Source organism: Clostridium neuense (genome assembly GCF_045310695.1).
Taxonomy (GTDB): Bacteria; Bacillota; Clostridia; order Clostridiales; family Clostridiaceae; genus Clostridium_S; species Clostridium_S neuense.
Genome location: NZ_JBJIAA010000008.1, coordinates 48141 through 60637, shown reverse-complemented (window position 1 = coordinate 60637; position 12497 = coordinate 48141). Strand labels below are relative to the sequence as shown.

Here is a 12497-nt window from a genome sequence, read left to right as displayed (position 1 = left end):
TAATATGCTTTTTCACTTTTAATACCGCTTTTTACTTTTGCATCGTACAAAAATCATCATATACTTTTATAAGATCTTTTAACATCATTCTTAAAGTGTCTACCTCTTTGCCTAGCCTATAATACACTAGGTATCCTTCATATATTGCAAAAGCACGATTTGCTAATACATATTTTTCATCCTTAGGCACTCCAGAATATTCAAAAATTGATGCAAATAACTTTATTAATTTTTTCATAGAGTTATAATAACATTCTGAAAGATCAGCGTCTGAGAAAGCTATTTCTAATCCTAATACAGCAAATGGACAACCGTAATGTTTCCCCTCTTCTGCTCCTTCAATCATTTCTCCGATTAAAGCTGTTATAAATTCATTCCATTTTTTATCTTTTGAATTTCTTAACATCCAGCCTTCAAATCTTTTTTCAAAATACTGTGAAACACTAATAGCTAAATCTTTTTTACTTGTAAAGTGGAAATAAAACGATCCCTTTGGTAAACCTGTGCCTGCTAGAATATCATTAATACCTGTGGCATTATACCCTTTTTTTAAAAATAATCCTGCTGCACACTCTATAAGTTTTATTTTTGATTGTTCACCTTTTGTTGTCTTAGCCATTCTATAACCTCCTTACATTTAATTTGCTTGATTTAATATTAGACCATTCTGTTTATTTTGTCAACTGTTTTTTTATTTTTATACTAATAAAGATAGTCTTAACCAACTTATAGCTCATCATATGAGCAAGGAGTGGTATGCTCTTCTCCTTTTCACCTATACACCAAGTTTTACAAAAATAAAGAAGTATCGAAAAAGATACTTCTTTATTTCCTGTACAAAAAAAATATGTTCTTATTTTTCATTATATATATACTGATTAACTACAGATTCAAGGAATTCTTGCCTTCCTGATTTGTTAACTATATTATTATTATTTAATGCATACTGTTCTAATTCTTTAAGTCCAACTTTATTTTCAACTATATCTTTACCAATACCTTCTGTAAAGCTAGAATATCTTTCATTTATAAAGTCCTCTAGCTCTTTATTTTCTAAAAGCTTATATGCTACTCTCAGCCCTTTAGCAAATGTATCCATTCCAGCTATATATGCTAAAAATAAATCTTCTTTTTCAAAGGATGCTCTTCTAACTTTTGAATCAAAATTCAGTCCACCTGGTGCTATTCCTCCATTTTTCAGTATTTCATACATAGCCAAAACAGCATCATATATGTTTGTAGGAAATTGGTCTGTATCCCAACCAAGCATTGGATCTCCTTGATTAGCATCTACACTTCCTAAGAAATTATTAATTCTTGCAAGATGAAGTTCATGCTGGAAAGTATGTTGTGCCAATGTAGCATGATTAGCTTCAATATTTACTTTAAAGTATTTATCAAGGTTATACTTTTTAAGGAAGCCTAAGACTGTTGCTGTATCAAAATCATATTGATGCTTTGTTGGTTCTTTGGGTTTTGGCTCTATTAAAAATTGTCCTGTAAATCCTATTTCTTTAGCATAATCAACAGCCATTTGCAGTAGTCTAGCAAAGTTATCTAATTCCAATTTCATATTTGTATTTAATAGAGTTTCATAGCCTTCACGACCACCCCAAAAAACATAATTTTCTCCACCTAATTCTTTTGTTACTTCAATTGCTTTCTTAATTTGTGCTGCTGCATGAGCAAATACATCTGCATTACATGAGTACCTGCACCATGAACATATATTGGATCAGTGAAGCAATTTGCTGTTCCCCATAAAAGCTTTTTGTTATACTTTTGCATTAATGATTTACATGAATTAACTATTTCATCTAAATTTTTATTAGTTTCCTTCAAGTTATTTCCTTCTGGAGCTATATCCCTATCGTGAAAACAAAAATAATCTATATTCAATTTTTCCATAAGCTCAAAAGCTGCTTCCATTTTAATTTTAGCTATTTCCATTTTATCTGTCTCATTATCCCACGGACGAAGCATAGTTCCAGCTCCAAATGGATCTGAACCGCTAGCATTTAATGTATGCCAAAAAGATAAAGAAAATCTTAAATGGTCTCTCATTTTCTTACCACCGATAACTTCATCTGGGTTATAATACTTAAATGAATATGGATTTTTAGAATTTGCTCCTTCATAATTTATTTTTGAAATGTTATCAAAATATTCTTTCACTATATTACACCTCTTATCTTTTTCATTTATTATGTGTTATATAGTTACAAGTTATTCCCTAATATAATGAATTAATACCCCTGCTTATTAAATCTATAATTTCAACTATATCTTTAAGATAGTATTTTCTCAAAAGCTATCCTTTTGCTTCCATCTTCCAAATAGATTATTCCACAATATTGAAATTTGTTTTTCTTAAGCAACTTTTGCATAGATACATTTTCTTCATGGGTATCTACTTTAATACTATATACCTCTTTACTTAAACAAAGCTTCTCTACATTTTTAATAATTTGAGATGATAAACCTAATCCTTTATAAGTATTATCTACAGCTATTCTATGAATAACAGCAAATTTATTGTTACTGATCCATTCACCTTCATAAATAGAGTTATATGTCTTTTCTCCATCAAAAGAAACTGCCACAGTTGCAACAATTTTGTTATCCTTTAAAAACACATAACTATTATTATTAGCAATATCGTTGCTTATTGTTTCAGTATTAGGATAATTATTTTGCCATTGATTAATCCCATGTTCTTTAAAGTAAGCCTGTGCTTGCCCAATGATGTTCATTATACTATTGATATCTGTTTTATTTGATTTTCTAAATTCCATTTTCATTCTCCTTTTTGTCATATAAATCATTTTTACATCTTCAATCATTCACTGATATTGTAAATCTCCGAGCCCATACTGAGGAAATAATGTAAGTAATTCTTCCACAATATTCTCTTTATTAAGATTCTTTTTGATATATCGTATAATATCACTGTTTTCTTCTCGATAGTAAAGATATAAATTCATTGCCTGATAGGTAACAAAGAGAACCTCCCACATCTGTACTTAACTCTCCTCAATTATTAGAATCAATAAACTTTTTATACTATTTTAAAAATAGAATTAGAAAGGTTATAATACATATGCTTATTGGAATACACATAGAATTTACCACTCCAGCAAGTCCTTCATCAGATTTGCATAATCCAGTAAATACTGGTGCAAGAACTGAAACTGGTGCAAATACTAATATGATTAGGACCTTTTTTATTTCTGAAGAAAATGGTATAAAAAAGTATATTATCAAAGCAAAAATAAGTGCACTTAAATAACGAATACTTACCATTGAAGCAACTTTAAACAATTGCTCTTTATGAAAATTGCATTCAAATATCATTCCTATCATTAACATTGATAGGAATGCATTTCCAGCACTTAAATTTGCGGTAACATTATATAATGCTCTTGGCAACTTAATTCCTGTTATAGCAATTACAAGCATTAATAAATATGTATCAAAAGGTACAGATGAGAAAATTTTCCCAGCAAATCCTTTAATGTTCTTAGTACCACTCTCCCCTACAACTGCTGATGCAACAGCATAAGTACCGCCTGTACACATTATGGAATTACCTATATCAAAAAGACTGGTTATCCCAACTGCATATGGTCCTAAAAAGCTCTGTACATAAGGAAGTGTAAAACATCCTATATTATAGCCTGCAAGATTAATAATATTAAAAGCCTTTTCCTTGTTATCCTTATTTCTTGCTATAATGTAGCCCGTTACCGACATGATTACATTAGCTAAAAATCCAATTAAAGTAATAAAGATCATAGACTTATCCATGTTAAAATTTGAAAATGCAGTAATAAGAGCACAAGGCAAAGTTATATTCATAACAATTTTAGAAACAAGTTTATAATCTTTACTGCCAAATATACCTACTCTTTTAAAAATATAACCAAGTACGATAATAAGTACAAAGCTAAAAGCCTTTATTAATATGGTTTCCATTTACATCCCCCTAATTTAATAATCCTCTCTCCATCCTAACAGTCCCACTGATTTTCTTTCATATTAACATGATTCCCATCTTTAAAAGATACACCTTCTTCTAATAGCAGAAATCGTTGTTCTTGCCAACCCGGTGCCAACCTTCCAGCATGATTTACCACGCGATGACATGGGTATCTTCCATAAAATTCTGCTTTGCTAAGGACCTTCCCTACAAGCCGTGCATTTTTGTCTCTACCAATAAGTCTGGCAATTTGTCCATACGTAGCCACTTTTCCTTCTGGGATTTCTTCCACAACGGAAAGTATTTCATAAATTAATTGTTCATTTATAACTTTTTTCATATATTCACCTGTAATACGAATCCTTACTCGGATATATTTTTATACGATATTTTAACATTTAATCCTCTTGAAATAATTCTTTCTGCAAAATGCGCTATCATTGGTAAAAGAATAAGTTCTGTTCTCATGAATACATATCCAATTCCTATTGAAAAAATAAATGATGATAAAATTTCAGTGAATAAAGCCTTATATAGGTTTCGCTTCATTATTAACGCTTGAGCCAGAATTCCTAGGCACCAAATATTAGCATTTATCAAAACACACCATATATCTGAATTATTAATCTTCCAATATGATAACAAAGAAAAAATAAAGTTTTGCATTAGGATTCTTTGAGGAATCTCCATCATTAATCCCTCTAATCCATTTACAAATATTGCTTTTCTTGATAAAAGCAAATTTGAAGAATTTAATGTAATAAGCATAATCACGATAGTATTTGTGATTATTAGTATAACCCAACTAATACCGTCAAATAGATTATATAAGTTAAATATATTTCTCCTTGTTATAATCAATAAAATAATAACTGGAATAATAGAGATAATTGGCATTAAAAATTGTCCAACTACTTTTGCTCTAGTATTACTTAATACAATAGTAATTCCAAATAATATTCCACTTAAAGCAAATCCAAGTGCTAAGCTTAACAATATATAAATAATATACATACCAATAACTTCCTAAATTACTATTTGCTCATTACATAAATTTGTTCTTAATTTTATCATAACATATTTTGCAAATGAACTGCTAGTTATGGTACAGTTCCCCGTAACTATATTATTAGCTTCAATTTTAAAGAATAGGATTTTTCTTATATTCTTTTGATATAATTTTATACTAAAAAATAATGAACCAGCCTGCTCTATTCAGCTGATTCATTTTATATTTTCACTGCTGTATTATTAATACTACTAAATTAATTATTTGAATATTTCCCATAATCCTTCTCTATCTTTATCTAAAGGCTCATTTAACTTCTTTCTCTTTTCAAAATCATTATCCCAAATATAAAATTTAGATGATCCTCCACATGCTGGGTATAAAATTTTATAATTTCGTTCTATTTCAATATTTTTTTATCATCTTCAATATTATTACTCTCAATAAGACCTATCGTATTTTCAACTATTCTTTTTTGATTTAATATTATATTATCTCCATACTTCTTTAAAATAGCAATAAGTTCTTTAAACAATACCTCTACTTTTTTAATATCTCCTATATTTATAAGCCTCTTACTTATCTATTAAGAATACTACATACCACTAATTATTTATATATTATGTCGGTATCATTAGTGGCATATTCTTCTAATATACTTTTTAGGATATTTGAATCCTCATGCATTACTTTAACCAAATGACTCCATCCACTAAAAATTATTTTTTTAGGCAACTCGGTTTCTATCAAAAAATCTCTTAATGCATCCCAATTCATCCCATAATATTGTGAAAAACCAAATTTGTCTTTTATATCTTCGTGTAATTCTCTCGAAGAACTTATATTAATACAATCAAATTCAACCTCTTCTTTTCGGCCGTATCTTTCTTTTAATAATTTTATAATTGGATTTTCTATTTTAGTAGAATCAATAACTTTATCAATATAAGAATCATTAATATTATTAAATTCATTAGTATAATTATACTCTAGATATTTATCCAATTTGGTTTTTAAATTAAATACCTCGCCCTTATTATCATAATCAGTTGATATAATTTCATAATATAGGCTATCATCAAATGATTTACTTAGCTCCTGTTCATTTTGATATACCCATTGTTCAAATATGTCATTAGCTAAATAATCTTTTGTATATAAACTTAAAACATCTATTATTGTCATTTTAGTACCTCCTAAATATTTAGCACAAACTACAGAATAAAATCTGCATCTCATATTTTACTATTTATACGTGCCAATTTTAAACACTGTTTTATAATGGTCATACGTTCCATATATCAAACCATCATTTGAATATAATATTCTATATCCTGGATTATTATTTCTTCCCTTAGTATAATCAAGTCCTACATCAGCCTCATACCAAACTCTACCTTTTTAGACATAAAAAAAGGACAATGCCTTTCTTCAACATCAGCTTTTACCATGTATTTAGTTTTATTTTTGCTACAACTTGTTGCATTATCATAATTATGCAGTAAATTTAAATCACATCATTATAAGCAATTGCGATATATTTAAACATATTGGACATACTCTATAATTTTGAGTTAATTGTTTCATTTTTTCAATTAGTTAGAAATCATCTTATTTAAATTAATTTATTTTACTAAGATTCAAATGTTGTTTTATCAAGGAATTTTCCTCCTTCTTTAATAAAGCACCTAGCCAATCGTTGAGCTGCTCTATTAAAATAAAATTGTGGTGATTGTACTGAATCCTGAACAGGTTCCAGTTCACTAAACATCTTTGTCTTTTTATTTAGTTCTATCTTTCCCATGACTTTCTCATTAGGTCCAAACTTATATACTACCCTATCATTATCTTCAAATTATTTAATTAACAACACAAATGATGCCATTTTTACTACCTCCCAGTATAATTATTATTTATCAGGATTCCATGTACGCCCAGAACTAATTGTAGCATTATGGGCTGTTTGATAATCGGTTTTAAAGATTCCCTCAAATTTTGATTCAAACAATTCATGATTTAATAAGTTAATATCACTTTGGTTATAACTTCCATCACTTAATCTATTCCAAGCTTGTGCTATATCATAGTCCGGATTAAACTGTCCTACGCCATCCAATAAAATATGTTCATCACTAAATACATGGTCTTTTATTCTTTGAATTTGTTGTTCTGACATACCAGTATTTTTAGCAATATTAGAAACATCATCAGTTAAATTTCTGATACTATTATACATTGTTTCTGCTGCTTATTCTTGTTTAAAATATTCTTCACTGACATGTTACGAGCTCCAGTAGATACAAGATTATCTCCTACCTTAGTATTATTTTCCACTACTAAACACAGGCTCTTCTTCAAAATTTTCTAATGCCTCATTTATTCTATCTGCACTAGCTAACCCTCTAAATGCTGTTTGATAATCGCTTGCAATATCTGCTAAAATATTTTGTTCATCTAGAGACATTGATGTTAACTGTGCTTCTATTACTTCCTCTCCCTGAGTTTTTGGACTTGCTTTTTCTCCTGTAACTTCCTCAGTAAGCCAGTCTGCAAATTTATCAAAGATATCTTCTTTTGCAGGTTGCCTTGTCCAGTCATTATCATCTTCTTCATTTACTTCTTTTAATAGCTCGTCGGTATCTTCTAATATTTCCTCTGTATCTTCGTCATCATCATCTCCAACTTTTTCGCCATCATAAAACATTTTAGCATTTTCAATATAAGAGGAGCTTGTCCCTAAAATCCCAACCATACTTTTTAATTCCACAAGAGTTTCCATTCTTAAATTCCATAATGCTATTAGTTCCTCTGATTCATTTTCTACTTTTCTTTCGGCCTTTTCATATCTATCCATTGAATTACTTATGAATTTCTGTAACTTAGTTAATTTCTGCTCTATTTCATTACATTCATCACAAGCATTCTTTAACCTTAATCCTATATTTCGCCTAGCTTGTATTCTACTATCAATACTTCCCATAGATAAAAATATGTCTCGTGCTATATTTGATATTTTTAAGTTATTTCGCCCGCTTAATATCATAAGTATAAGCTTAATTATTCCACCTCCTAATCTTAAACAAAATAGAAAAAAGAGAACCCTCTTTATTTTAGGATTCTCCTTCTTCATTATTTATAATAAATTTTATATATTTTATTTCCAACTGACGTCTTTATTTATGATACGGTTCCCCGTAACTATCTTATCGGCGTCAGTTTCAAAGAATAGATGCTTTCTTATACTTTTTAATATGCCTATATTCCAAATAAACTTATTATTTCTTTCCTACATTATCACTAAGCAATTACTTTTATTTTTATTATAGAATTATGATAAATCCTATGATATAATTTTCTAGTACAATTTATAGTTGAATGTGGGCTACTGGTATCACTCATCCCTGATGAAGGGGGGTGATATATATGAGTAACGACAATTTAATGTTACTATTTACAGCAGGTATATTCTTAATAGCACTATTAACATTTATAGTGTTACTTATAGAAAAAATTTCAAAAAAATAGTAGCCCCGTTCGCAATGGTTAGCTACTATTTTTATACACTAAAAATTTAGTGATACCAGTTGCCTAAGCAACTATATTGTATACTATAGGGTGCGCCAACACCCTATTTTTATTTTTTGCATTTCTTATTTATATTATATCAAATTTTCCGCAAAAATAAACATATATTTTTAATGATCATATTAAAAATCGAATCTCAATTTTTATATTTGTATTTATAAATACCTCTTCAATTAAGATTTCTTGTATAATGTCTCTATAGAAGTCATCTATATCACAGCCGCTTGTTAAATTAATATCATATTCCATTAAGCCTTTTATGTTGAATTTTTCAATTGCCCTGCTCTGCCTGATTTCTAGAACACTTATATCACTCGACGTTAATTTTTATTTATCATTTTTATCAAACCTTTCTTAATAACAATAATAATTTTTTATATAAAAAAGCTCTTAACCAATTTACTTAGGCTAAGAGCTTCTACTTATATTCTTCTATCCACTTCTTTACTTCATCATCATTCATTATTTTATCTGACATATAAAATGTCATGCAAAATTCATTATTATAAACTACTATTATCTCGTATATCTTAAATTTATTAAGGATTATTTCATTTATAAACTCAGGTATTGCAGAAAGAAGCCCCCCATTTGGATTTAATCCCACCGTTGATAAATTTCTTATATTATCACCTTCATGTAGTATTACAATATACCCTTTATCTTCAAGAGAAAATTCATTTAATGGTGTTCCTTCTGAAAGGTTTTCGTATAAGCTGTTAAATTTATCTTTAAGTAATTTAATAAATTCTTCCTCCATCACCTTTGATTTTTCTAATATATTTAAATCCTGTTTTGTTTGAATAATGTACATTTAATCTCTCCCCTTCTTCTATATATCTTTATAGCAGTATAAAACTTCTTTTCCCTCTGAATTAACATAGCCTTCTTCTACTTCTCCAACCTCCAATACACCCTTCCAACCATGCTCTGATAAATATTCCTCGCCTGCTTGATTTTTTGATGTGTTAAATATCCACATATAAGCTAATTCCTCTTCATCAAACATAGCTGTTACTTCGTCACTGTCTTCCAATTTTTTATTAAGTACTTCTTTTGCTAACTCTATAACTGCTTCTTCTTTATCCTTATAGTAAACATAGTAATTTTGAACCTCTGTATAACCATATTCATTTAAACTTTTATATGCTTTTTCTGCTTCTTTAACTTCTACATCTAAACTTATATCGTATCTTAAAAACAAATAAAATCGTATAAGCTCTACATCACTTATATCTTTGCAAATATAAGCCATAGCCTTCGTAGCTCTGTAGTCTACATAAGGGTCAAAATCTATTTTATTTTCTTCAAGTAACCTTATGAAATCAGCAACTATATTTAATTCCTCTTCTTCTATAGCACTGTATTTCATGTAAATTTGCTCTACTTCCTTCATAATAAATTTGCTAATTATGGTTTTATTAAAGGTTTTGTTATCTGATTTATTGTCCATTTCCTTTCCCTCCAAATAAAAAAATGATAGACCTTAATTCATCTATCATTTATGTATTTTCCTATTATATTTATTTATATATAGTTAATTTAAACTTAAATTGATTGCTTTAAGTTTTTTATTTTTATTTCTATTTTTCTTCTGTAAGTTTGTCCTTCTTTAGAATTATAATCACGCCATCCATATACTCCTTCGATAATAAGAATATATTGAACTGCTGTAGGCTATTAATTCTTTTGTTAATGGTGTTAATCTTAAATTTTTTCTCTACCTGCATTTCTATAAAATCCTTATAATTTTGAAGAGTGAATTTACCATTAAATGCAGTTCCATCAGTTTCAACAAATTCTATAAAACTATTAACATCAAAAAGATATGACCTTAAAGTGCTGGAAACTTTCTTGTTTTCTATAAGATACTGCTTGAATTCATCAATGATTTTTTTACCTTCTGCACTTATATTAAATACAACTGCCTTCTTGTGAAAATTAGATTTCTCCTTTTCCTCTACTAGAGCTTCACTTTCTGTAATTTCTTCCTTAGATATTTCCTTCGTTTTATTTGTTGACATTTTTATTTCCTCCTATAATTTTATTTTTTAGTAAATAAAAAAAGCTTTAACCACCTGTTATTGAGGCAGTTAAAGCTCCTAATTTATGTTAAATTTATTCATGATAATAATATATAGATATTATTATGGTTGATACGGATTTCAAATGATAATTTCTACTTATATCATTACGGTAAATTAGAATATATATGAATAATCTCTCTTTATAAAGTAAAAATTATCAAAGCAAGCAACATGTATATCTATTTTTTAGTTCCTGCTCAATATTTATCTATTGTTTTTCAACTTATTATACTTAATCTTTAATGAAATAGGTACACTCTTTTCCTCAATCAACATTACTGCATCCCTATATCTTTTTTTACAATTAATTGATTCATCTATTCTCGATTTTAATAAACAACGTTTTGTATTTAAACTCAATAAAATTTCTATCTCTTTAGGGGTAAAATTCTTTATCATTTCTTCATAGTACTTTATAGCCGACCTAGAATACCCATAAATATTTCCAACATAACATGTTGTTACTGCCTTAACAAATTCTTCCTTTGTGCTTTCTGGTATACCCGTTTTATTAGTTAACTCATATAATCTTTCAGCAAATGGTGGTTCATTATAAAAATTATCATATCCTTGATGAATTAACATTAATCTCGAACATGCTTTTGACACTATGCTATGTTTTTCTCCTTCAGCAAAATATCCTATTAATCCTAATTTCTCAAAAAATTGTTGTGATGCAGAATAACTATCCTCTTTTCCTTTTGCTTTGTATTCATAATGTCTATTAAGTAAGTCTGAAATACAATTTGGAGAAAACACTTGTACAAATTCTTTAGATATCTTCAAACAATTACTTCTAATTTGTTCATTAGAATTTGAATCGCAATATAGTCCATGTATTATTGAAAATAATAAATCTCTTTGTGCTTGATGAGTTTCTTTTAATCTAGTATTCCATACTTCTAATTGTTCTTGTGTAAATCTACCAACTTTTATAGCTGACATAAATTCACTGACATCTACACCTTTCGCATTAACACTTGTTGACAATGCATATTTGCCACATCTATTTAAATAAATAATTAATTCCCTATCATCAAGCATTGAATTATTAGGATGTGCCGCCGAATAGTTATTTCTAATATCTCTACACTGACTTAAAAAATAGTATCCATCTTCCGATATTAAATTAATTTGTAAGCAAAGCTCTAATAACTCAGCATCTTTCATATCATATAAATCTTTTTCTTCAAATTGTTTTTGTAATATTTGCCCAACTACATTATATCCAAAATCCTTTACTTTCTTTCTAAGATTATTTACAGATGCATTCCATACATAATTTATCGCACCATCAAATAATCCTACAGAAGTTGCTATACACATACGTGCTAATAAGTCTCCTCTTAAATTTTCTGGTATAGCTCTTAATTCCCTTGGTAATTCTCTCCATGCATACACAATTTCTTCATCACTAGCCAACACTTCTCTTGGTAAATTTAAAGCTGTTATTATTTCTTTTACTGCTGGTAATGTTCCATTTTCTAATGTAGGTAAAATTATTTCATTATTCAAAATTTCATCTCCCCATCTATCTATCAAACCAATATATTACATATTATACCACCATTTTCAATATTATTTTAAATAAAATTCCTATTATTAAAAATTATTTACATGATTCAAATAATTTTTGCATAAAAATTTACTACCTTACTCATTTCATTCTAACGTGATACCATGCCATATCTATAAAACTATTAACGTCAAAAGGGTATGACCTTAAAGTACTAGAAATTTTATTGTTTTCTATAAGATACTGCTTGAATTCATCTATGATTTTTTTACAGCCTACACTTATGTTAAATACAACTGCTTTCTTGTGAAAATTAGACTT

14 protein-coding genes and 1 pseudogene are annotated in these 12497 nt (G+C 28.3%); 1 reads left to right on the top strand and 14 read right to left on the bottom strand.

The window, feature by feature from the left end:
* Window positions 1-31 precede the first annotated feature (31 nt).
* The 10 genes and pseudogenes from ACJDT4_RS10720 to ACJDT4_RS10675 all read right to left on the bottom strand — a co-directional run bounded on the left by ACJDT4_RS10720 (window position 32) and on the right by ACJDT4_RS10675 (window position 8031).
* Window positions 32-619, bottom strand: coding sequence for a TetR/AcrR family transcriptional regulator (locus tag ACJDT4_RS10720; RefSeq protein WP_406787562.1), 588 nt, complete (start codon window positions 617-619; stop codon window positions 32-34).
* 234 nt (window positions 620-853) lie between these two features.
* A pseudogene (gene xylA, locus ACJDT4_RS10715) lies at window positions 854-2175 on the bottom strand (xylose isomerase).
* A 113-nt stretch (window positions 2176-2288) separates the two neighbouring features.
* Window positions 2289-2795: a GNAT family N-acetyltransferase gene (locus ACJDT4_RS10710; protein WP_406787561.1), complete on the bottom strand. Its 507-nt coding sequence runs from the start codon at window positions 2793-2795 to the stop codon at window positions 2289-2291.
* 268 nt (window positions 2796-3063) lie between these two features.
* The gene (locus tag ACJDT4_RS10705) at window positions 3064-3975 is read right to left on the bottom strand and encodes an AEC family transporter (RefSeq protein WP_406787560.1); all 912 of its coding nucleotides are present in this window, start codon (window positions 3973-3975) and stop codon (window positions 3064-3066) included.
* Between the two features lie 35 nt (window positions 3976-4010).
* Complete coding sequence (locus tag ACJDT4_RS10700) at window positions 4011-4319, bottom strand: MGMT family protein (protein WP_406787559.1); 309 nt, start codon at window positions 4317-4319, stop codon at window positions 4011-4013.
* Window positions 4320-4342: 23 nt separating this feature from the next.
* Complete coding sequence (locus tag ACJDT4_RS10695) at window positions 4343-4993, bottom strand: CPBP family glutamic-type intramembrane protease (RefSeq protein ID WP_406787558.1); 651 nt, start codon at window positions 4991-4993, stop codon at window positions 4343-4345.
* Between the two features lie 604 nt (window positions 4994-5597).
* On the bottom strand, window positions 5598-6173 hold the full coding sequence (locus tag ACJDT4_RS10690) for a barstar family protein (protein WP_406787557.1): 576 nt from the start codon (window positions 6171-6173) through the stop codon (window positions 5598-5600).
* Window positions 6174-6621: 448 nt separating this feature from the next.
* Window positions 6622-6792, bottom strand: coding sequence for a hypothetical protein (locus ACJDT4_RS10685; protein ID WP_406787556.1), 171 nt, complete (start codon window positions 6790-6792; stop codon window positions 6622-6624).
* A gap of 105 nt (window positions 6793-6897) precedes the next feature.
* Window positions 6898-7224: a hypothetical protein gene (locus ACJDT4_RS10680; protein WP_406787555.1), complete on the bottom strand. Its 327-nt coding sequence runs from the start codon at window positions 7222-7224 to the stop codon at window positions 6898-6900.
* A gap of 87 nt (window positions 7225-7311) precedes the next feature.
* The gene (locus tag ACJDT4_RS10675; RefSeq protein ID WP_406787554.1) at window positions 7312-8031 is read right to left on the bottom strand and encodes a hypothetical protein; all 720 of its coding nucleotides are present in this window, start codon (window positions 8029-8031) and stop codon (window positions 7312-7314) included.
* 380 nt (window positions 8032-8411) lie between these two features.
* On the opposite strand from ACJDT4_RS10675, the gene ACJDT4_RS10670 reads away from it, so the two are divergent.
* Window positions 8412-8513, top strand: coding sequence for a putative holin-like toxin (locus tag ACJDT4_RS10670; RefSeq protein ID WP_231017283.1), 102 nt, complete (start codon window positions 8412-8414; stop codon window positions 8511-8513).
* Between the two features lie 478 nt (window positions 8514-8991).
* On the opposite strand, the gene ACJDT4_RS10665 is transcribed toward ACJDT4_RS10670, so the two are convergent.
* The 4 genes from ACJDT4_RS10665 to ACJDT4_RS10650 all read right to left on the bottom strand — a co-directional run bounded on the left by ACJDT4_RS10665 (window position 8992) and on the right by ACJDT4_RS10650 (window position 12175).
* Complete coding sequence (locus ACJDT4_RS10665; protein ID WP_406787553.1) at window positions 8992-9387, bottom strand: hypothetical protein; 396 nt, start codon at window positions 9385-9387, stop codon at window positions 8992-8994.
* 18 nt (window positions 9388-9405) lie between these two features.
* On the bottom strand, window positions 9406-10026 hold the full coding sequence (locus ACJDT4_RS10660) for a hypothetical protein (RefSeq protein WP_406787552.1): 621 nt from the start codon (window positions 10024-10026) through the stop codon (window positions 9406-9408).
* Between the two features lie 130 nt (window positions 10027-10156).
* Window positions 10157-10597, bottom strand: a complete 441-nt coding sequence (locus tag ACJDT4_RS10655) for a site-specific integrase (RefSeq protein WP_406787551.1) — start codon at window positions 10595-10597, stop codon at window positions 10157-10159.
* 267 nt (window positions 10598-10864) lie between these two features.
* On the bottom strand, window positions 10865-12175 hold the full coding sequence (locus ACJDT4_RS10650; RefSeq protein WP_406787550.1) for a hypothetical protein: 1311 nt from the start codon (window positions 12173-12175) through the stop codon (window positions 10865-10867).
* Window positions 12176-12497 lie beyond the last annotated feature (322 nt).